This window comes from Rhodococcus daqingensis, assembly GCF_042665615.1.
Classification (GTDB): domain Bacteria; phylum Actinomycetota; class Actinomycetes; order Mycobacteriales; family Mycobacteriaceae; genus Rhodococcus_G; species Rhodococcus_G daqingensis.
The window spans coordinates 62,874-82,257 of the sequence record NZ_JBHTCS010000022.1 but is presented as its reverse complement, the minus strand read 5'-3'; the positions used below and the strand labels follow the sequence as shown (position 1 = coordinate 82,257).

At 70.4% G+C, this 19,384-nt stretch carries 19 protein-coding genes; 11 read left to right on the top strand and 8 right to left on the bottom strand.

Annotation, left to right across the window (positions count from 1 at the left end; all coding sequences use genetic code 11):
- The first annotated feature begins 160 nt into the window (after positions 1-160).
- From ACFQS9_RS18200 to ACFQS9_RS18190, 3 genes are all read left to right on the top strand, one after another.
- Positions 161-1,594: a lipase maturation factor family protein gene (locus ACFQS9_RS18200; RefSeq protein ID WP_378407207.1), complete on the top strand. Its 1,434-nt coding sequence runs from the start codon at positions 161-163 to the stop codon at positions 1,592-1,594.
- Positions 1,594-2,016 carry an RNA-binding S4 domain-containing protein gene (locus ACFQS9_RS18195; RefSeq protein WP_378407205.1) on the top strand — a complete coding sequence of 141 codons (423 nt, stop codon included), beginning with the start codon at positions 1,594-1,596 and terminating at the stop codon, positions 2,014-2,016. The genes ACFQS9_RS18200 and ACFQS9_RS18195 overlap by 1 nt, the downstream gene beginning before the upstream one ends.
- A gap of 120 nt (positions 2,017-2,136) precedes the next feature.
- Positions 2,137-3,015 carry a hypothetical protein gene (locus ACFQS9_RS18190; RefSeq protein WP_378407203.1) on the top strand — a complete coding sequence of 293 codons (879 nt, stop codon included), beginning with the start codon at positions 2,137-2,139 and terminating at the stop codon, positions 3,013-3,015.
- 56 nt (positions 3,016-3,071) lie between these two features.
- Here the strand turns inward: ACFQS9_RS18190 and ACFQS9_RS18185 are convergent, their stop codons facing one another.
- A complete protein-coding gene (locus ACFQS9_RS18185) occupies positions 3,072-3,449 on the bottom strand; it encodes a PPOX class F420-dependent oxidoreductase (protein WP_378407201.1) in 378 nt (125 codons plus the stop codon).
- Between the two features lie 18 nt (positions 3,450-3,467).
- Positions 3,468-7,070 (bottom strand): cobaltochelatase subunit CobN, encoded by a 3,603-nt coding sequence (cobN, locus tag ACFQS9_RS18180; protein ID WP_378407199.1) that lies wholly within the window; start codon positions 7,068-7,070, stop codon positions 3,468-3,470.
- Positions 7,071-7,262: 192 nt separating this feature from the next.
- On the opposite strand from cobN, the gene cobG reads away from it, so the two are divergent.
- From cobG to ACFQS9_RS18160, 4 genes are read left to right on the top strand one after another with little or no spacing between them, the layout of a single operon-like run.
- On the top strand, positions 7,263-8,417 hold the full coding sequence (gene cobG, locus ACFQS9_RS18175; protein ID WP_378407197.1) for a precorrin-3B synthase: 1,155 nt from the start codon (positions 7,263-7,265) through the stop codon (positions 8,415-8,417).
- Between the two features lie 18 nt (positions 8,418-8,435).
- Positions 8,436-9,059, top strand: a complete 624-nt coding sequence (locus tag ACFQS9_RS18170) for a precorrin-8X methylmutase (protein ID WP_378407195.1) — start codon at positions 8,436-8,438, stop codon at positions 9,057-9,059.
- Positions 9,059-10,585 (top strand): precorrin-3B C(17)-methyltransferase, encoded by a 1,527-nt coding sequence (gene cobJ / locus ACFQS9_RS18165; protein WP_378407193.1) that lies wholly within the window; start codon positions 9,059-9,061, stop codon positions 10,583-10,585. The genes ACFQS9_RS18170 and cobJ overlap by 1 nt, the downstream gene beginning before the upstream one ends.
- Positions 10,586-10,619: 34 nt before the next feature.
- Positions 10,620-11,381, top strand: coding sequence for a TetR/AcrR family transcriptional regulator (locus ACFQS9_RS18160; protein ID WP_378407192.1), 762 nt, complete (start codon positions 10,620-10,622; stop codon positions 11,379-11,381).
- A 19-nt stretch (positions 11,382-11,400) separates the two neighbouring features.
- Here the strand turns inward: ACFQS9_RS18160 and ACFQS9_RS18155 are convergent, their stop codons facing one another.
- Positions 11,401-11,802 carry a Dabb family protein gene (locus ACFQS9_RS18155; protein WP_378407191.1) on the bottom strand — a complete coding sequence of 134 codons (402 nt, stop codon included), beginning with the start codon at positions 11,800-11,802 and terminating at the stop codon, positions 11,401-11,403.
- A gap of 109 nt (positions 11,803-11,911) precedes the next feature.
- Between ACFQS9_RS18155 and ACFQS9_RS18150 the strand changes: the two genes are divergently transcribed.
- Both ACFQS9_RS18150 and ACFQS9_RS18145 read left to right on the top strand, forming a co-directional pair.
- Positions 11,912-12,535, top strand: coding sequence for a TetR/AcrR family transcriptional regulator (locus ACFQS9_RS18150; RefSeq protein WP_378407190.1), 624 nt, complete (start codon positions 11,912-11,914; stop codon positions 12,533-12,535).
- 290 nt (positions 12,536-12,825) lie between these two features.
- On the top strand, positions 12,826-13,557 hold the full coding sequence (locus tag ACFQS9_RS18145) for a dienelactone hydrolase family protein (RefSeq protein ID WP_378407188.1): 732 nt from the start codon (positions 12,826-12,828) through the stop codon (positions 13,555-13,557).
- A 253-nt stretch (positions 13,558-13,810) separates the two neighbouring features.
- Here ACFQS9_RS18145 and ACFQS9_RS18140 read toward each other — a convergent pair whose 3' ends face one another.
- The 4 genes from ACFQS9_RS18140 to ACFQS9_RS18125 are packed head-to-tail and all read right to left on the bottom strand — an operon-like array spanning position 13,811 to position 17,260.
- Entirely contained in the window at positions 13,811-14,548 is a 738-nt protein-coding gene (locus tag ACFQS9_RS18140; protein WP_378407186.1) for a cobalt-precorrin-6A reductase, read from the bottom strand.
- An 11-nt stretch (positions 14,549-14,559) separates the two neighbouring features.
- The gene (cobM, locus tag ACFQS9_RS18135) at positions 14,560-15,309 is read right to left on the bottom strand and encodes a precorrin-4 C(11)-methyltransferase (protein WP_378407184.1); all 750 of its coding nucleotides are present in this window, start codon (positions 15,307-15,309) and stop codon (positions 14,560-14,562) included.
- Positions 15,306-16,526: a precorrin-6y C5,15-methyltransferase (decarboxylating) subunit CbiE gene (cbiE, locus tag ACFQS9_RS18130; RefSeq protein ID WP_378407182.1), complete on the bottom strand. Its 1,221-nt coding sequence runs from the start codon at positions 16,524-16,526 to the stop codon at positions 15,306-15,308. Before cbiE ends, cobM begins: the two co-directional genes overlap by 4 nt.
- Positions 16,523-17,260, bottom strand: a complete 738-nt coding sequence (locus tag ACFQS9_RS18125; RefSeq protein ID WP_378407180.1) for an SDR family NAD(P)-dependent oxidoreductase — start codon at positions 17,258-17,260, stop codon at positions 16,523-16,525. Before ACFQS9_RS18125 ends, cbiE begins: the two co-directional genes overlap by 4 nt.
- Before the next feature lie 31 nt (positions 17,261-17,291).
- Here ACFQS9_RS18125 and ACFQS9_RS18120 point away from each other — a divergent pair, with 31 nt between their 5' ends.
- Positions 17,292-17,705, top strand: a complete 414-nt coding sequence (locus ACFQS9_RS18120; protein WP_378407178.1) for a PPOX class F420-dependent oxidoreductase — start codon at positions 17,292-17,294, stop codon at positions 17,703-17,705.
- A gap of 126 nt (positions 17,706-17,831) precedes the next feature.
- Complete coding sequence (locus tag ACFQS9_RS18115; RefSeq protein ID WP_378407176.1) at positions 17,832-18,284, top strand: hypothetical protein; 453 nt, start codon at positions 17,832-17,834, stop codon at positions 18,282-18,284.
- Between the two features lie 18 nt (positions 18,285-18,302).
- Here ACFQS9_RS18115 and ACFQS9_RS18110 read toward each other — a convergent pair whose 3' ends face one another.
- The gene (locus ACFQS9_RS18110; protein WP_378407174.1) at positions 18,303-19,259 is read right to left on the bottom strand and encodes a R2-like ligand-binding oxidase; all 957 of its coding nucleotides are present in this window, start codon (positions 19,257-19,259) and stop codon (positions 18,303-18,305) included.
- Positions 19,260-19,384 lie beyond the last annotated feature (125 nt).

The window sequence follows — 19,384 nt, the reverse complement described above, 5'->3', positions numbered from 1 at the left end:
GGGTGCACCGGGTCCGCGACCGGCGTTCACACGCCCGGTCGTGACGTTTCACCATCTCCGACGGCCGGATCTAGGAGTAACGTCCGTTTCAGTAGGCGGGTTCCATCAGGCGGGTTCAACAGGCAACCGGTGAACGTCTCGTCATCGTGGGGTGACGGACATGGAATGGTTCGTTGCGGAGGGCTATTCGCTGGGACGGCTGCTCTTCAAGGAGGGGCTCGCCGTCATCTACCTCGTTGCCTTCCTGTCCGCGGTGAACCAGTTCCGGCCGCTGATGGGAAGCGACGGACTCCTCCCGATCCCCCAGTTCCTCCGGACCGCGTCCTTCCGCCGGTATCCGAGCCTGTTCCATCTGCACTATTCGGACCGGTTCTTCGCCGTGCTCGCCTGGACCGGTGTCGCGCTCGCCGCGCTCACCGTGGTGGGCCTGACCGACCGCCTACCACTGCCCGCATGCATGCTGGTGTGGTTCACGTTGTGGGTGCTCTACCTGTCCATCGTCAACGTGGGGCAGACCTGGTACGGATTCGGCTGGGAATCGCTGCTCCTCGAAGCCGGCTTCCTGGCCGTCTTCCTGGGCAACGCCGACACCGCGTCGCCGTTGGCGATCCTGCTCCTGCTCCGGTGGCTCCTGTTCCGGCTGGAGTTCGGTGCCGGTCTGATCAAGATGCGTGGCGACAGCTGCTGGCGTGATCTGACCTGCCTCTACTACCACCACGAGACGCAGCCGATGCCCGGCCCGCTGAGCTGGTACTTCCACCGGCTCCCCCGCGTGCTGCACAGGGTGGAGGCCGCGGGGAACCACGTCACCCAACTGGTGGTGCCGTTCGGCCTGTTCGCGCCGCAGCCCATCGCGGGCATCGCGGCAGCGATCATGATCGTCACGCAGCTGTGGCTGGTCGCGAGCGGCAACTTCTCGTGGTTGAACTGGATGGCGATCGTGCTGGCCGTCTCGGTGCTCCCGGACCGGTTCTTCGCGGGTGTGCTGCCCGTTCCGGCCGAGTCCGGTTCGGCACCGCCCGCCTACGTGGGGGCGGTGATCGCGGTGACCGCGCTCGTCCTCGTGCTGAGCTACTGGCCGCTGCGGAACCTGTTCTCGCGCCGCCAGCTCATGAACGCCTCGTTCAACCCGTGGCACCTGGTGAACACCTATGGCGCCTTCGGGCACATGACCAGGCTCCGGCACGAGGTGGTCATCGAGGGCACCGCCGCCGAGGAGGTCACCGCGAGCAGCGTCTGGGAGGAGTACGAGTTCAAGGGCAAGCCCGGTGACGTCAACCGCCGCCCCCGCCAGTTCGCGCCGTATCACCTGCGGCTCGACTGGCTCATGTGGTTCGCCGCCATCTCGCCGAGCTATGCGCGCGCGTGGTTCGCCGCGTTCGCCGCAAAACTGCTGGAGAACGACCCCGCGACACTGAAACTGCTTCGGCACAACCCCTTCCGCGCGGCACCGCCGGCGTTCGTCCGGGCGACCCTCTACCGATACCGCTTCACCACCCGCCGGGAGCACCGGGCGACGGGCGCCTGGTGGGTTCGCGCGGAGGTCGGCGAGTTCCTGCCACCCGTCCGGCTCGCCTGGGTCAGTCGGCGTTGATGAGTGCACGGGAGTCTCGACGTACCCTGGTTCCCGTGTCGGCCGAAGAATCCACCAGCGCCCGGTTGGACAGTTGGACCTGGTCGGTCCGCCTGTTCAAGACCCGCTCGGCCGCGGCGGCCGCGTGCCGATCGGGCCATGTCCGGGTCAACGGGATCTCCGCCAAGCCCGCGCAGCCGGTTCGCGTCGACGACGAGATCCGGATGCGTGCGGGCGGCGTCGAGCGGATCGTCGTGGTGGCGCGGGTGATCAGGAAGCGGGTGGGGGCCGCCGAGGCCGCGCTCTGCCTGATCGATCGCACACCGCCACCGCCGCCGCGCGAGGTGCTTCTCGCGCTGCCCGAGCGTGACCGTGGATCCGGGCGACCTACCAAACGTGAACGGCGCGAACTGAATCGGCTTCGCGGGTTCAACGAAGACTAGCTCCGCAATCGAGGGGAATCAGCTCACTCATTCCCCATGTCTGATCGCTGTCGGCGTGCCATGCTTCCCCCGCCGGTGGCGTCCGCCTCCGGATCAACGCGATTCAGCGAGGTATTTTTGATGATCGATCGGGGTATACGTCGGGGTTCGGGTTGGGCTCGCCGGGCGCTGGGGCTCACCGCCGTCGCGGGGCTGACGGCGTCGGGGGCAGCCCTCGCGTTCGGTATGGGCACCGCATCGGCGATCACCGTCGGGTGCTCGACCACGCCGGCGCTCACCACGTGCACGTACGACAGCGGACTCGCCGACGAGTACGTGCTTCCGGTCCCTGGCGACGTGCGGTCGGTGCAGGTGACGGCGATCGGCGGCAGGGGCGGTGGCGCGCAGGGCGGCCGCGGCGGCATGGTCGTGACCGATCTTGCCGTGACACCCGGTCAGACCCTGTACATCCGGTCGGGCGTCGACGGCGGGGCCGGCCTCAACCGGGGTGGCGGCTTCTCCTCCGTGGCGACGAAGTCGGTGGGCAGCGGCAGGGAGGCGGCGCTGGCGTCACGACTGGTCGTGGCGCCCGGTGGTGGCGCGGGCGGTGTCGCCGGAGCCGGCGGCGACGCGGCGGTATCGGCGCCGGGCGCCGCAGGTGGCCAGGCGGGCACGCAATTCGCCGGTGGCGCGGCGGGCCTCGGGGGGAGCCCGGGCACCCTGGGGTCCGGCGGATTCGGTGGAGCGGTCGGCGACGGCGGTGGCGGCGGCCTCTACGGTGGCGGCGGTGGCACCACCGGTGGCGGTGGCGGATCGTTCCTCGTCCCCGCGGGCGGCACCCAGGAACTTGCGGAGGCCGGAGCGCTGCCGACGGTGATCATCACGTTCCAGACGCGCGAGATCCCGGGTATCGGTAGCGCCGACGGGAACGGCAGCAACTCGGGCAGCGCGGGCAGCTCCGACGGCAGCTCCAACGGCAGCTCGGGCAGCGCCGGCGGATCGGGCAGCACGGGCTCGTAGCGGACCGAGGACAGGCGTGAACGGACCGTCCCGACGGGAGGGGCTCGACGGTCCGTTCAGGCGACGACGGCCAGTCCGATGGTGCCGGTCTTGCCACGACGGATCAGGCTGCCCTTCATGGTGATCCAGCCGAGGACTCCGTACTTGCGGGCGATGACGGCGCGGGCGTGGTCCGTACCGGCGTCGTCGAGGATCGCCGCGCTGGCCTCGATCGCCTCACCCTTCTGGTTTCCGCGCACATCACAGGCCGCGATCGTCACCCGAGAATTGCGCCGGACCCGCTTGACCTTGTACGAGTCGGTGACCGTCCACATCAGCAGACGGTCACCGTCGAGCGCCGCCCACAGCGGGGTCGGGACCCCGGTGCCGTCCTTGCGGAAGGTGGTCAGCAGGACGTATTTGGCGGCACCGATCTCGCGCAGCGTGGGGCTCATGCGCACCAGCCTAGAGACCTACTCTCCCTCGAGCTCACCCTCGGTCTCGAGGTAGACCTGTCGCAGCCCGTCGAGCGTCTGCTGCTCGGGCTTTTCCCACATGTCGCGCTCGGCGGCCTCGAGCAGCCGCTCCGCGATCCCGTGCAGGGCCCAGGGATTGGACTCGGTCATGAACTTGCGGTTCTGCTCGTCCAGCACGTACGTCTCGGCGAGCTTCTCGTACATCCAGTCCGCGACGACGTTGGTCGTGGCGTCGTAGCCGAACAGATAGTCGACGGTGGCGGCCATCTCGAAGGCGCCCTTGTAGCCGTGCCTGCGCATCGCCTCGAGCCAGCGCGGGTTGACGACCCGCGCGCGGAACACCCGAGCGGTCTCCTCCGACAGCGTGCGGGTGCGGACGGCGTCGGGCCGGGTGCTGTCGCCGATGTAGGCCTCCGGGGACTTCCCGGTCAGCGCGCGGACGGTCGCGACCATGCCTCCGTGGTACTGGAAGTAGTCGTCGGAGTCGGCGATGTCGTGCTCGCGGGTGTCGGTGTTCTTGGCCGCCACCGCGATTCGACGGTATGCGGTGCGCATGTCATCGGAGGCGGGCGCCCCGTCGAGCCCGCGGCCGTACGCGTAGCCGCCCCAGGTGGTGTACACCTCGGCGAGGTCGGCGTCGTTGCGCCAGCTCTTCGAGTCGATCAGCTGCAGCAGGCCCGCACCGTAGGTGCCGGGCTTGGACCCGAAGATGCGGGTGGTGGCCCGGCGGTCGTCGCCGTGCTCGGCCAGGTCGGCCTGCGCGTGCGCCCGGATGTAGTTGCTCGCAGCGGGCTCGTCCAGCGCCGCGACCATTCGGACCGCATCGTCGAGCAGCGCCAGCACGTGCGGGAAGGCATCGCGGAAGAAGCCGCTGATCCGGACGGTCACATCCACGCGGGGCCGTCCCAGCTCCTCGAGCGAGATGACCTCCAGGCTGGTGACCCGGCGCGACGCCTCGTCCCACACCGGCCGGACACCCAGCAGGGCGAAGACCTCCGCGATGTCGTCGCCGGAGGTGCGCATCGCCGAGGTGCCCCACACCGACAGCCCGACCGACCGCGGGTACTCGCCGTGATCGGCCAGGTATCGGGCGAGCAGCGATTCCGCCATCGCCTGGCCGGTCTCCCAGGCGAGCCGGGACGGCACCGCCTTCGGGTCCACCGAGTAGAAGTTGCGGCCGGTGGGCAGCACGTTGACCAGGCCGCGCAGCGGCGACCCGCTCGGCCCGGCGGCGATGAACCGGCCGTCGAGGGCGCGCAGCACCTGGGTGATCTCGCCGGCAGTCTGACGCAGTCGCGGGACCACCTCGGCGGCGGCGAACTCCAGCACTGCGACGACCTGCTCGCCGTGGGCCGCGCCGATCCGTGCCGCGGCGGCGGGATCCCAGTCCGCGGCCTGCAGGGCCGCGACCAGCCCGTGGGCGATCTCCTCGATCGCGTCCACGCGGGTCCTGGCCTCGTCGCCGTCCTCGCTGAGCCCGAGCGCCTCGCGCAGGCCGGGCACGGTGCGCTCGCCGCCCCACATCTGCCGGGCCCGCAGGATCGCGAGCACCAGCTCGACTTCCGCGTCACCCTCGGGGGCCTGGCCCAGGATGTGCAGGCCGTCGCGGATCTGGACGTCCTTGATCTCGCACAGCCAGCCGTCGACGTGCAGGAGCATGTCGTCGAAGACGTCCTCGTCGGGACGTTCCGCCAGGCCCAGGTCGTGGTCCATCTTCGCCGCGCGCATCAGGGTCCAGATCTGCTGGCGGATCGCGGGCAGTTTCGCCGGGTCGAGCGCCGAGATGTTGGAGTGCTCGTCGAGCAGCTGTTCGAGTCGCGAGATGTCGCCGTAGCTCTCGGCGCGGGCCATCGGCGGGATCAGGTGATCCACCAGGGTGGCGTGCGCGCGGCGCTTCGCCTGGGTGCCCTCGCCCGGATCGTTCACCAGGAACGGGTAGATCAGCGGCAGCTCACCCAGCGCGGCGTCGGTGCCGCAGGACGCGGACATGCCGAGCGTCTTGCCGGGCAGCCACTCCAGGTTCCCGTGCTTGCCGAGGTGCACCACCGCGTCCGCGCCGAAGCCGCCCTCGTCCTGACGGGCGGCCAGCCAGCGGTAGGCGGCCAGGTAGTGGTGGCTCGGCGGCAGGTCCGGATCGTGGTAGATGGCCACGGGGTTCTCGCCGAACCCGCGGGGCGGCTGCACCATCAGGACCACGTTGCCGACCTGCATCGCGGCGATGACGATCTCACCGTCGGGATCCGAGCACCGGTCCACGTACAGCTCGCCGGGCGCGGCGCCCCAGTGCTCCTCGACGCCCTCGCGTAGGTCCTGCGGCAGTGTGGCGAACCACTGCCGGTACCGCGCGGCGGAGATCCGGATCGGGTTGCCCTCGAGCTGCTCCGCCGTCAGCCAGTCCGGGTCCTGTCCGCCCGCCGCGATGAGCGCGTGGATCAGGGCGTCGCCGTCCCCGGCGGCCAGACCGGGCAGCGCGTCGTCCCCGTCGAGCGGCCCGAGGTCGTATCCGGCCGCGCGCATCTCGGTGAGCAGCGCGATCGCGCTGGCGGGGGTGTCCAGGCCGACGGCGTTTCCGATGCGGGCGTGCTTGGTGGGATAGGCGGAGAGCAACAGCGCGATCCGCTTCTCCGCGAGCGGGATGTGCCGCAGGCGTGCGTGCCGTACCGCGATGCCGGCGACCCGGGCCGCCCGCTCGGGGTCGGGCACGTACGCGGTGAGGCCGTCGGCGTCGATCTCCTTGAACGAGAACGGAACCGTGATCAGTCGGCCGTCGAACTCCGGCACCGCGACCTGCGTCGCGACGTCCATCGGCGAGAGTCCGTCGTCGTTGGACTCCCAGGCCTCGCGGCTGCTGGTCAGGCACAGACCCTGCAGGATCGGCACGTCGAGCGCGGCCAGTTCGGTGACGTCCCAGGCCTCGTCGTCCTCGCCCGCCGATGCCCCGGCGGGCTTGGTGCCGCCCGCCGCGAGCACGGTGACGACCATCGCGTCGACCGTGCCGAGGGTGGCCAGCAGCTCGGGCTCGGCCGTGCGCAGCGAGGCGCAGAAGAGGGGTAGGGCGTTGGCCCCCGCGGCCTCGATCGCCCGGCACAGCGTCTCGACGTACTCGGTGTTGCCTGCCAGGTGCTGGGCGCGGTAGTAGAGCACCGCGACCGTGGGACCGTCGACGACCGCACTCGTTCGTTCGAGGTGACCCCAGGTGGGGGTGTGCACCGGCGGCTCGAATCCGAACCCGGTGAGCAGGACGGTGTCGGTGAGGAAGTGGTGCAGCTGGAGCAGGTTCTGCGGCCCGCCCTCGGCCAGGTACGAATGCGCCTCGGCGGACACGCCGCCGGGGACGGTCGAGTGCTCCATCAGCTCGGCGTCAGGCGCGAGCTCTCCGCCGAGCACCACCGTCGGCAGGCCGGCGGCGAGGACGGCGTCGAGCCCGTCCTCCCAGGCGCGACGACCGCCAAGGATGCGGACCACCACCAGCTCGACGCCCTCGAGCAGGCCGGGCAGGTCGTCCACCAGCAGCCGGGACGGGTTCGCCCAGCGGTACTCCGCGCCGCTGGCACGGGCGCTGAGCAGGTCGGTATCGGACGTCGACAGCAGCAGGATCACGGTGAGGCCTCCTCGGGGTTTCGCGCCCCATCGGTACGGAACGGCAGCGGCGGAGGGTCTGGCTCCCCGGGGCCCGCGGGCAGCGGGCGCTCGGGTGACAGTGGCGCGACCGCACCGGATTCCCACCGGTTTCCTCTCGAGCTGCCGCAAGCGCCGCTGATGCTACCGGTGCCGGGACGTAGCCTGGAGACGATGTCCGCCGAACCGACCACACCCGACCGTTCCCGCCCCGACGCCTGCCCCGGAGCCCTTCAGGTGCACCAGGCGGCGGACGGCGCGCTCGCCCGCGTGCGCCTGCCCGGCGGGTTTCTCGAACCCGCCCAGCTGCAGGCGCTGGCCGAGGCGGCCCGGGAGCTCGCGGCCGGCGAGCTGGAGCTCACCTCGCGCGGCAACGTGCAACTGCGCGCGGTCCGCGATCCGGACCTATTCGCCGAACGGCTGACCGACGTGGGCCTGCTCCCCTCGACCACCCACGAACGGGTCCGCAACATCCTCGCCAGTCCCCTGTCCGGGCGGATCGGCGGACTCGTCGACGTCCGCGGCTGGGTGCGCGAACTCGACCACGGCCTCTGCGCCGACCCGAGCCTGGCGCAGTTGCCGGGCCGGGTGATGTTCTCGCTCGACGACGGCCGCGGCGATGTCTCCGGGTTGTCCGCGGACCTCGGCCTGCATGCCGTCGGCGCCGACGAGGTGGCCCTCGTCCTGGCGGGCCGGGATTCGGGCGCCCGGGTCGCCGCCTCGGACGGGGTGCCGGTGCTCCTCGAGGCCGCCCGGCACCTGCTCTCGATCCGGGGCGACCGGTGGCGGCTGCACGAGATCGACGGCGGCGCCGAGCAGATCCTCGCCGGTCTGGGGCTGGGGGCGACGGCGTCTCCCCTCGACCTCGCCGACGGTGGTGCTGGACCGATCGGCTGGCTCGACCACGGCGACGGCGGCATCACCCTGGCCGCCGGTCTCGCGCTGGGGACGATCCCCGCGCGCACCGCCGAGTTCCTGGCCGCCGTCGACAAGCCGCTCGTCGTGACGCCGTGGCGGTCGGTGCTGCTGTGCGACCTCGACGAATGGACCGCGGAGCAGGTCGTGCGGGTGCTCGCGCCGATGGGCCTGATCTTCGACGCAGGCTCGCCGTGGCTGCAGGTCAGTGCCTGCACGGGAAGCCCGGGTTGCGCCAAGTCGCTGGCCGACGTCCGTGGCGACCTCGCTGCGGCGCTGGAGTCCGGGGACCTTCGGGTGGAGGGCAGGCAGCACTGGGTGGGCTGTGATCGCAAGTGCGGCAGGCCCCGCGGCGAGGTCGCCGACGTGGTGGCCACCGGCGACGGCTACCGGGTGGACCGACCGCCGCGCTGACCCCATATCGTGTGGCGCATGACCGACTACATCCGCGACGGCGCCGAGATCTACCGTCAGTCCTTCGCCACCATCAGGGCCGAGGCGGACCTGGCCAGGTTCCCGGCGGACGTGTCGCAGGTGGTGGTGCGGATGATCCACGCGTCGGGTCAGGTGGATCTGGTCGAGGACATCGCGTTCACCCCGGGTGTCGTCGAGTCGGCCCGCGCCGCGCTGCGGGCGGGAGCCCCCATCCTGTGTGACGCGACGATGGTCGCGGCCGGTGTGACCCGCAAGCGGCTGCCCGCGAACAACGAGGTGCTGTGCGCGTTGGCTGACCCCCGGGTCCCGGTGATCGCGGAGCAGCTCGGCAACACCCGCTCGGCCGCCGCCCTCGAACTGTGGGGCGAGAAGCTGGACGGCGCGGTGGTCGCGATCGGCAACGCGCCGACGGCGCTGTTCCACCTCCTCGACATGATCGACCAGGGTGCGCCGCGACCGGCCGCGATCGTGGGCGGCCCGGTGGGCTTCATCGGCGCGGCCGAGTCCAAGGACGAGCTGATCGCCCGTGGCGGGTCCGAGTACCTGGTCGTCCGCGGCCGCCGCGGCGGCAGCGCGATCACCGCCGCCGCGCTCAACGCCATCGCCAGCGAGGTGGAGTGATGGTGGATCACGTGACCCACGGCACGCTCTGGGGCATCGGGCTCGGACCGGGCGATCCGGAGCTGGTGACGGTCAAGGCGGCCCGGATCATCGCCGAGGCCGACGTCATCGCATTCCACAGCGCCAGGCACGGCCGCAGTATCTCGCGCGCCGTTGCGCAGCCCTACATGCGCGAGGGTCAGATCGAGGAGCATCTGGTGTACCCGGTGACCACCGAGACGGTGGATCACCCGGGTGGCTACCAGGGCGCGATCGACGAGTTCTACACCGCCGCCGCCGAGCGGCTGGCGCGGCATCTCGAGGCGGGCCGGTCGGTGGCGCTGCTGGCCGCGGGCGACCCGCTCTTCTACAGCTCCTACATGCACATGCACAAGCGGTTGCAGGATCGCTTCGAGGCGGAGGTGATCCCGGGCGTCACCTCGATCAGCGCGGCCTCGGCGGCGCTCGGCACTCCCCTCGTCGAGCGCGACGAGATCCTCACCGTGCTGCCGGGCACCCTCCCCGTCGAGGAACTGACCAGGCGACTGCGGGAGACCGATTCGGCCGCCATCCTCAAGCTCGGCCGCACCTTTCCCGCTGTGCGGCAGGCGCTCTCCGATTCCGGCCGGCTCGCCGAGGCAAGCTACGTCGAGCGGGCCAGTACCCCGAACCAGCGGGTGATCGCGGCCGCCGATGTGGACGAGTCGCAGGTGCCGTACTTCTCGATCGCGCTGGTGCCCAGCCCGTCGAACACCGGCGCCTCGACCGGTCCTGCTGCCGTGCGGGAGCCGGTCACGGGGACGGCCGGGTATGTGACGGTCGTCGGGCTCGGCCCCGGCGACGACGACTGGACCACCCCGGAGGTGCGTCAGGAGCTCGCGCGGGCCACCGACGTCGTCGGGTACACCACCTACGTCGACCGGGTGCCCGTGATCGAGGGCCAGGACCGGCACGCGAGCGACAACAAGGTCGAATCCGAGCGTGCGGCAATGGCATTGGACCTGGCCAAGCGCGGCGCCCGGGTGGTCGTGGTGTCCTCGGGCGATCCCGGCGTGTTCGCGATGGCCGCCGCAGTGATCGAGATGGCGGCCGACGACCAGTGGTCCGGCGTGCCGGTGCGGGTGCTGCCCGGCATGACCGCGGCCAACGCCGTCGCGAGTCGGGTCGGCGCCCCGCTCGGACACGACTACGCGGTGATCTCGCTGTCGGATCGGCTCAAGCCGTGGGACATCGTCGCCAAGCGGATCTCCGCGGTGGCTGCCGCGGACATGGCGATCGCCGTCTACAACCCGGCGTCGCGCTCGCGTACCTGGCAGGTCGGCGCGATGCGAGATCTGTTGCTCGAGCACCGGGATCCCGCGACACCGGTGATCATCGGCCGTGATGTCGCCGGTCCGCAGGAGAGCGTGCGGGTGGTCACGCTCGGCGACCTGGATCCGTCCGAGATCGACATGCGTTGCCTGCTGATCATCGGGTCCTCGCTGACCACCGTGGTCGACGGCGCCGACGGCACGCTGGTGTTCACCCCGCGCCGCTACCCGGCCTAGGCGATCCGGCCGGGCGTCGGATCCGGTGTAGGCGATGGCGCGCACGGCCTTTCGCCTCGCCGCTCTCACGATCTGGACGATTGTCCAGCTTCGGGTCCGGCGACCATCTAGGATCATGGATATGGGAATCAGGCTCACTGGGGATGAGCGGCGCGCGACCCTGGTGATGGGCGCGCTCGATCTGGCCAAACGCGGTGGCATGGACGCAGTGACGATCCGCGCCGTCGCCGCGCAGGCCGGCGTCTCGATTGGCATGGTGCAGTACTGCTTCGAGAACAAGGAAGAACTCGTGGTCGCCATGGCCAACCAGCTCGTCCAGGAGCTCAGCGGCTCGGCCCGGCACACGTTCGGCACCCTCACCGACGAACCCGAACTGCGTGGCAGGCAGGGGGTTTACGCCCTGATCCGAACCGGACTGGAATGGGGATGGCCGGTCATCGAGGCCAATCCTGAACGCCGCCTGTTGACGTACGAGATCACCACGCACGCGCTGCGTCACCGCGAGGCGGGCTTCCCTCAGGCGGGTGCGATCGCCGTGGCGCAACGAGAGAAGATGACCGACGAGGTCGTGGCCTTCCTCGACGAATGTGCGCTGCGAACCGAAACCACGTGGACCGAGCCCGTTTCCATGATCGCGCGCCTCGGACTCGCGACCCTGGACGGCTTGGTGCTCCGATGGCTGGTCGATCGTGACACGGACGCGATGAGACAGCATCTGGATGTGCTGGCGCGGTTTGTCGCGGACAAGGCGGTCGACGGGCCCGTCGCGGTCGGTTCAGCCGGCGGCGGCGAGTAGGGGTCCCGGCAGTGCGGGTTCAGGCGATGCGCACCTCGGGGATGGTGGCCATCAGTTCGGCCCACTCCGGGTACATGTCGGACTTGCGCTGGTGCATCGCCATGATCTTGGTGCCCAGGTCGGGATCCATATCGTCGGAGAGGTCCGGGCCGATGGCGAGCTTCGCGAAGTGCGGGGCGATGAGCGGATCGCCCGCGAGGTGCACCGGATCGTGCATGTAGCGCTCGAGCGCATCGAGGTCCTCAATTCCGACACAGTAGGCGTGTGTGAAGCCTTCGGATGGGTCGCCCAGGTTCTGGCCGATCGTCGCGAATCGCACCGACTCGACGGCGGCGGTGCGGCGCATGGTGGCCAGCACCTCGGCGCGTTGCTCCTCGGTGGTCTCGTCCCGAAATCGGAAACGCAACACGTGAACCAGCATAAATCCTCCTAAATTGAACTGACTGGTTCAATCTATCGAACTGACCAGACCGTCCACAAGGTTGAACGCAGCAGTCCACAAACCGCAGTCGGCGGGCTAAGCTGCCTAGGTGGCAGCACCGGCACGGGGTCGCATCGACAAGCGGCAGCAGATTCTGGCGGCCGCGTTCGAGGTCTTCGCGCGGCGCGGGTATGCCCAGACCTGCGTGCAGGAGATCGCCGATGCGGCGGGCGTCGCGAAACCGACGGTGTACAACCACCTCAACGACAAGGGCACGCTGTTCCGGGAGGCGCTGCTAGCGGCCGCCGATGCGGTGGGCTCCGAAACCCTTGCCGCCGTGCACACTCTGCGGGACATCGGCGACGATCCGCGGCCGGCGTTTGTCGACTCGGCGTACCGACTGCTCCAGGCGTGTTCGAGTGCACGCGGCCGGTCCCTGCACCGGCTCGCCTACGCGCAGGCCAACGACTTCGCCGACCTGGCAGTGGAAGTCCAGCAGCGCACCTCGATTCGCCTGCGCGAGGCGCTCGCCGATCGGCTGGCACGACTGACGCTGGCCGGACAGTTGCGGCCGTCCGATCCGGAATTGGCGGCCGAGCAGTACCTGGCGCTGCTCACCGCCCCCCTGGAAACCCGATCACGCTTGGGTGCACGCAAGATTTCTCCTGCCGAACTGCGCACCATCGCCGAAGCCGCGACCGATACTTTCCTGCGCGCCTACGCTCCGGCCTGATCCCCGGCAGATCCGCTTGGCTGCGAGAGAAGTGCCCGAAACAGCTCCTCGCGGCTGATCTCCGAGAACTGGGGGGGCGAGGAGTAGATCCGGGCATTCGGCCACGGAGCCTCCGCAAAACCCGTTGCCGGACCTCGGCGGCCACTGCTACATTTCCGGAGGCCGTGCGAGAGAACGAGGAGGTGGTACCCGTGAACGCAGTATCGACATGGGTGCTCCTCTCCGGGGTCACGGTCGGGCGATAGGTCGTCCGGGAGCGCCGTTCAACAGCACTCCCGAAGGACACGACCATGCAATTCACTTCTGAACAACGCCTCGACGACGTCCTCGAGCGCGAATTCGCTCTCGGCGAGATCCCCGGCATCGTGTGGACGCCCGCATCCGCATCTGCGCCGGTGCCGCTGATCCTGCTCGGCCATCCTCCGCTTGGCCTGCGGCAGATGTACCCTCGCCTGCTGGCCCGGGCCCGGCACGCCGTGGCGGAGGGGTACGCCGCAGCCACCATCGAGCTCCCCTGGAGCGGTGACCGGCCCCGTTCGGCCGCCGCCGATCAGGCCCTCGCCGACCTCCGCCAGGCGCTGGAGGCCGGCGGGCCGGTCAACGACGAGATCGTCGACCGGCTCGTCCTCCCGCTGGTCGACCAGGCGGTCCCGGAAACGCGGGCCGCCCTGGACGCCCTTCTTGCGCTGCCCGAGATCGGCGGCCCGGTCGGGTATTCGGGAGGGGTGATCTCCATCGGCGTCCGGCTGGCGGTGGTCGAGCCGCGCATTTCGGCCGCCGTTCTGTTCGCGGGCAGTTTCGTGCCCCGGATCATGTTCGAGGAGGCCCGCCACGTCACCATTCCGCTGCATGTCCTGCTGCAATGGGACGACGAAGGAAACGACCGGCAAATGGCGCTGGACCTGTTCGACGCCTTCGGCTCCAAGGAGAAGACGCTGCACGCCAATATGGGCGGGCACACCGGCGTCCCGCAGTTCGCGGGGGACGAGGGGAACCGGTTCTTCGCCCGGCACCTGAAGTGAGGCGGGCCGGACCGTCAGGCTGGCAGCACACGATAGGAGCTGTCAGCTAGGGACGCCGCTCATCGAGGACAGGTCCCGGCTCCTCCTCGATGAGCGGTAGCCCAGCAGATGCACAACCGCCCCGACCCACGAACTCCCGAAGAAGCGCCAACTCCTCGTCCGCGAGCATCCGCGTTGCTACGAATCCCGCCTCCGGAACACCCGAATCATCCTCTAGCAGGGCGCATCCCGAACTTCGTTGGATTCTCGGCGATTACACCGGTACCGCGAGTAGCCAGCGCTCGGCCTTGTCGACGGTGTCGAACACCGTGACCCCGAGCGGATTCGGCGGCCTGCGGATCATCACGACCGGGATGCCGAGCTCGCGCGCCGCGGTGAGCTTCGCGACGGTCAGCTCGCCCCCGCTGTTCTTGGTGACCAGCACGTCGATGTGGTGTTCGCGCATCAGTGCGGCCTCACGCTCGACCTCGAATGGACCCCGGTCCAGCAGGAGCGTCATCAGCGGCGGCGTCGCTCCCTCCGGCGGGTCGATGGCCCTGACCAGGAACTCGGAGTCGACGGAGGCGAAGTGCTCCACTCCCTGCCTACCGATGGTGAGGAAGACCCGGCGGCCGAGGCCGGATAGCGCGGCCGCGGCGTCCTCGAGCGTGTCCACTATCACCCACCGGTCGTCCGGCACCGGCGACCACGGCGGCCGTTGCACGACGGCGAACGGGAGCCCCGCCTGGGCGGTGGCCGCGGCGGCGTTGCTGGTGATACGGGCAGCGAAAGGGTGGGTGGCGTCGACCACGGCACGGATGGTGTTGTCGCGCAGCCAGTCCCGAAGGCCCGTCACTCCCCCGAACCCGCCGACGCGCACCGCGCCGTCGGGGAGCCGAGGGTCACGGACCCGGCCGGCCAGCGAGGAGACGACCTCGATGCTCGGGAGCCGGGACAACCGGGTCGCCAGCGACCGCGCCTCGGAGGTCCCGCCGAGGATCAACACCCTCATGCCCGATGTCATCAGTGGTCGGTTCGACGCCGGGATGCCGAGTAGAGGTAGCTGTCCGGGAATCCCTCGGCGCTCAGCACCCGGCCGACGATGATGACCGCGGTCTTGGTCACGCCGGCGGTGTGGACCTGGGCGGCGATCGATCCGACCGTGCCGCGCAGGATGATCTCGTCCGGCCTGCTGGCGAACGCGACCACCGCGACCGGGCAGTCGTCGCCGTAGGGGCCGCGCAGCTCCTCGGCGACCTGATCGATGCGGTGCGCGGCCAGGTGGATCACCAGTGTGGCCCCGCTCGCCCCGAGGGTCGCCAGGTCCTCGCCAGGGGGCATCGCGGTGGACAGCGTGGACACCCGGGTGAGGACGATCGACTGGGACACTCCGGGGACCGTCAGTTCGCGCCCCAGTGCCGCCGCGGCCGCGGTGAACGCCGGTACCCCGGGCACGATCTCGTAGCGAACGCCGGCCGCGTCGAGGCGGCGGGCCTGTTCGGCGACCGCGCTGTAGATCGACGGGTCACCCGAATGCAACCGCGCCACGTCGAGCCCGGCCCGGTCGGCCGCGATGAGTCGGTCGGTGATCTCGTCGAGGCTGAGGCGCGCGGTGTCGACGATCTCCGCGCCCTCGGGGCACATCGCGAGGAGCTCGGCGGGGACCAGGCTGCCCGCGTAGAGGCACACGGGGCTCTGCCCGATGATCCGCTGGCCGCGCACGGTGATGAGGTCGGCGGCGCCGGGTCCGGCTCCGATGAAATGGACGGTCACAGGGATGATTCCTTCTTCGTTGCGATCCACTGGGCCACGGGCAGTTGGGGCCGCCATGCGGTGAAGCCGCCGAGCGGCGCACCCCGGTAGACCTGGAACTTGCGCAGCGCGCCGCCGCGCAGGCCGTGCCACCGCAGCAGCAGGACCTCGGATTCCGCGGTCACCGCATTCACCACGATCCGGCCGCCGTGGGGCAGTCGGTCCCAACAGGTTTCGAACACCCCGGGTGCGGTCACGCCGCCGCCGAGGAAGATCGCGTCCGGGGTCGGTGCGTCCGCGAGCGCGTCCGGTGCGGCGCCGCGGATCTCCAGTCCCGGCACGCCGAGCCGACGGGCGTTCGTCGCGATGCGGGCCGCGCGATCGGGATCGCGCTCGAAGCTGACTGCGCGGCAGGTCGCGTCGGCGCGCATCCACTCGATTCCGATGCTGCCCGCACCCCCACCGACATCCCACAGCAGCTCCCCCGGCGCGGGCGCGAGCGCGGCGAGGGTCAGCGCCCGGACCTCCTGCTTGGTCAGCTGGCCGTCGGACTCGTACGCCTCGTCGGGAAGTCCGGGAACCCGGGTCCGCCGCGGTGCCGCCGGGTCCTGCACACACCGGATCGCGACGATGTTGAGCGGGTCCGCGGGTGGATGATCCCAGCCATCGGCCGTACCCCGCACGACGCGCTCGCGCTCGCCGCCGAGTTGTTCGAGGACGGTGAGTTCGCTGGCGCCGTAGCCGTTCTCGCGCAGCAGAGCCGCCAGCGCCGCCGGGGTCTCGCGGTCGCGGCTGAGCACCAGGATCCGTCGGTCGTCGGCCAGCTCCGGGCCCACCACCTCGACGGGCCTGTTCACCACGCTCACGACGGGGGTCTCGTGCAGCGCCCAGCCGAGGCGGGCGCACGCCAGCGAGGCCGAGGAGGGGTGCGCGATCACCCGCACCCGCTCGGGACCGACGAGGTTCACCAGGGTCACCCCGATGCCGTGGAACATCGGGTCGCCGCTGGCGAGCACGCACACCCGCCTGCTCTCGTGCTCGGCGAGCAGGCCGGGCAGCGCGGGCACGAGCGGCGACGGCCAGGGCACCCGCACGGTGTCCGCGCCGTCCGGGACCAGGTCCAACTGACGCGGCGAACCCATCAGCACCTCGGCGCCGGTGATCGCCCGTTGTGCGTTCGGGGACAGCCCGGACCAGCCGTCCGCGCCGATGCCGACGACGGTCAGCAACTCGGTCATCGTGGTAGCCGTCGCCAGATGCGTTGCGGCAGCAGCCGCATCACGAAGATGGCCGGCCGCAGCATGCCGGGGATCCACACCCGCTCGCGGCCCCGGCGCAGCGCCTTGACGACCGCGTCCGCGACCTGGCCGGGGGTGCTCGACATCGGTGCCGGGCTCATCCCCTCGGTCATCCGGCCGATGACGAAGCCGGGGCGGACCAGCAGCAGGCTCACGCCGCTGCCCGCGAGTGCGTCACCGAGGCCGCTGGCGAAGCCGTCGAGCCCGGCTTTGGCCGAGCCGTACACGTAGTTCGCGCGCCGCACCCGGGCGCCCGCGACCGAGGAGAACACCACGATCCGGCCCGATCCCTGTGCGCGCAGCAGCTGTGCGAGGTGTGTGAGCACGCCGACCTGTGCGACGTAGTCGGTGTGGATGACGTTCACCGCGTGCTGGGCGTCCGTCTCCGCGCGGGCCTGGTCGCCGAGGACCCCGAAGCCGAGTACCACCACATCGATGGGACCCAGTTCGACGATCTCCGACAGCACGCGGCCGTGGTCGGCGAGGTGGTCGGCGTCGAACTCGACGGTCTCGACCGCGGTGGCCCCCGCGGACAGCACCGCCCGTCGCTCGTCTTCGAGGTCCCCGCTGCGCCTCGCGGCCAGGATGACGGTCCGGCCCGGGGCCAGCCGGGTGGCCAGTTCGAGACCGATCTCGCTGCGGCCGCCGAGGATGACGACTGATCCGACACTCATGCCGTCAAGTGTGCTGGACTACGGTCGGCGCATGGCCCGCACCCCCTTCAACCCAGCAGATCTCTCCGCCGAAGCGCTCGCCTTCCTCGCCGATCGGCACCTGGCCACCCTGTCGACGCTGCGCCGCGACGGCACCCCGCACGTGGTGGCGGTCGGCTTCACCTGGGACCAGGAGCGCCGGCTGGCCCGGGTCATCACGAATGGCGGATCGCAGAAGGCGATCAACGCCGAGCGCCGCGGCTACGCGGCGCTCACCCAGATCGAGGGGCCCCGGTGGCTGACGCTGGAGGGTCCGGCGACGGTCCGGTCCGACCCCGATGCGGTCGCCGACGCCGTCGCCCGCTACGCCGCCCGGTACCGCCAGCCGCGGGAGAACCCGACCCGGGTGGTCGTCGAGATCGCGGTGCAGCGCGTGATGGGCCTGGGTACTCTGCTGGGCCGCTGATCGGCCGCTCGACGCGCCTGCCTGGGGGCGGCTAGTGTGATCTAGGTCATACATTGCCCGTCGGGGGACTCGGCCGTGCCCCGCCGCGACCGGTCCGGCAATGACTTTCGGACCCAGGGAGCAGCGATGCGCGCTCTACGCACGACTCAGATGATCCTCACCCTGGCCGCCCCCGCGGCCGCCGCAGTCCTGATCGCGGGTCCGGCCGCCGCGCTGCCGCCGCACCCGTTCGGGCTGCCCGCCCTGACCATCGGGTGTCCCAACCAGGCCAGCCCGTTGTCGCTGACGGCCGCGACCGGCCAGACGGGGCCGGAACCCGGAATCGGGCCCGGGGAGATCAGGTTCCAGTCCTTCCCCGCGGCGCCGCCGATTCCCGCGGCGGGGCAGGTGACCGTCGCGTGGCTGAACACCACCACCGGCCGGAACGGCATCGTGAACCTCGAGGGCGCGTACCCGTACCAGTCCAAGACCGTGTTCACCGGGCACGGCGAGGTGATCGCCACCGCGTTCGCCTCGATCACCCTGGGCCCCGCGGTGATCTGTCAGAACAATCCCACGGTCGGGACGTTCATCGTGTAGCGCACCGGATCCACGGGGTCACTCGGCCGCCTCGACGAACACCGCGGCGTCCTCCTTGCCGAACTGGTCCTCGAGAGTCTCCGGCGAGTAGTCGAGATCGATCTCCTCGAGCGGGCGGCCGCGCGCCGACTCGATGGCGACGAGCCTGCGCTGCGCCCGGTCGGCCGCATAGTCGACGAATTCCTGTTCGTCGAGCCCGAACGGCTGGACCTCGAACTGCTTGTTGACCCAATCGATCATGCCGAGCGCGAGCGGCATCAGCTCGCCCATCCGTTGCTGAACCACGCCCCAGTTCGAGTCGTCGGCGGCGACGTGGCGCCGGCAGGTGAAGGTGCCCCACGCCATGTGCCTGCGCTCGTCGACGCCGATCCGGCGGATCAGCTCCTGCATCCCGGGCAGGATCCCCTCCTTGGTGCACACCTTCTGCCACGCGAAATAGCCCGTCAGGGCGAGGCTGCCCTCGATCACGTGGTTGTAGGTGACGCTGGCCCGCACCTGGTTCGCCGGGCTCGGATCGGTCTCGAGCACGCCGAGCGCGCCGGGGAGCTCCTCGTAGAACAGGGTGCGGTAGTAGGGGTTCTCCGCGACGAAGGGATGCAGATCGCCGGTCAGGCCGACCGCGTCCATCCACAGCCGGAACACCTGCGTGTGCTTGGCCTCCTCGAAGCAGAACTGCGTCAGGTACATCTCGTCACCGAGGCGCCCCTCTGCGGACATCGCCTTCATGAACGGCTGGATGTCCTCGGTGACGGCCTCCTCGCCCGCGATGAACTGGGTGCACAGATAGGTCGCGCTGCGCTGCTGTTCGCTGTTGAGCTCGCGCCAGTCCTGGGCGTCGCGCCGGAAGTCGATGTTCGCCGGATCCCAGAACAGTGAGTTCCCCTTCGCGAACAGTCGAAGGGGGAACGAATCCCAGTTCAGTCCGCCGGCGCGGATCGATCCGAAACCCTGCCTGGTAGGTGAGGAAACAGTCATGACGGCGCTCCTGTGGTCACGGTGCGTGTCGCGAATACCCTCTCACCATGGTTCCACGCGGCGAGGACCTGTCAAGGAATCGCAGGGTCGGGCAGTTCCTCGATCAACGCCACGAATCGGCGGTG

Excerpts from the sequence above, each read along its gene's own strand:
- cobG (WP_378407197.1), top strand. The coding sequence starts at position 7,263 with ATGTCCGCCGAACCGACCACACCCGACCGTTCCCGCCCCGACGCCTGC.
- ACFQS9_RS18190 (WP_378407203.1), top strand. The coding sequence starts at position 2,137 with ATGATCGATCGGGGTATACGTCGGGGTTCGGGTTGGGCTCGCCGGGCG.
- ACFQS9_RS18160 (WP_378407192.1), top strand. The coding sequence starts at position 10,620 with ATGGCGCGCACGGCCTTTCGCCTCGCCGCTCTCACGATCTGGACGATT.
- ACFQS9_RS18155 (WP_378407191.1), bottom strand. The coding sequence starts at position 11,802 with ATGCTGGTTCACGTGTTGCGTTTCCGATTTCGGGACGAGACCACCGAG.
- ACFQS9_RS18145 (WP_378407188.1), top strand. The coding sequence starts at position 12,826 with ATGCAATTCACTTCTGAACAACGCCTCGACGACGTCCTCGAGCGCGAA.
- ACFQS9_RS18170 (WP_378407195.1), top strand. The coding sequence starts at position 8,436 with ATGACCGACTACATCCGCGACGGCGCCGAGATCTACCGTCAGTCCTTC.
- ACFQS9_RS18195 (WP_378407205.1), top strand. The coding sequence starts at position 1,594 with ATGAGTGCACGGGAGTCTCGACGTACCCTGGTTCCCGTGTCGGCCGAA.
- cobJ (WP_378407193.1), top strand. The coding sequence starts at position 9,059 with ATGGTGGATCACGTGACCCACGGCACGCTCTGGGGCATCGGGCTCGGA.
- ACFQS9_RS18115 (WP_378407176.1), top strand. The coding sequence starts at position 17,832 with ATGCGCGCTCTACGCACGACTCAGATGATCCTCACCCTGGCCGCCCCC.
- ACFQS9_RS18110 (WP_378407174.1), bottom strand. The coding sequence starts at position 19,259 with ATGACTGTTTCCTCACCTACCAGGCAGGGTTTCGGATCGATCCGCGCC.
- ACFQS9_RS18125 (WP_378407180.1), bottom strand. The coding sequence starts at position 17,260 with ATGAGTGTCGGATCAGTCGTCATCCTCGGCGGCCGCAGCGAGATCGGT.
- ACFQS9_RS18140 (WP_378407186.1), bottom strand. The coding sequence starts at position 14,548 with ATGAGGGTGTTGATCCTCGGCGGGACCTCCGAGGCGCGGTCGCTGGCG.
- ACFQS9_RS18185 (WP_378407201.1), bottom strand. The coding sequence starts at position 3,449 with ATGAGCCCCACGCTGCGCGAGATCGGTGCCGCCAAATACGTCCTGCTG.
- ACFQS9_RS18120 (WP_378407178.1), top strand. The coding sequence starts at position 17,292 with ATGGCCCGCACCCCCTTCAACCCAGCAGATCTCTCCGCCGAAGCGCTC.
- ACFQS9_RS18200 (WP_378407207.1), top strand. The coding sequence starts at position 161 with ATGGAATGGTTCGTTGCGGAGGGCTATTCGCTGGGACGGCTGCTCTTC.
- cbiE (WP_378407182.1), bottom strand. The coding sequence starts at position 16,526 with ATGACCGAGTTGCTGACCGTCGTCGGCATCGGCGCGGACGGCTGGTCC.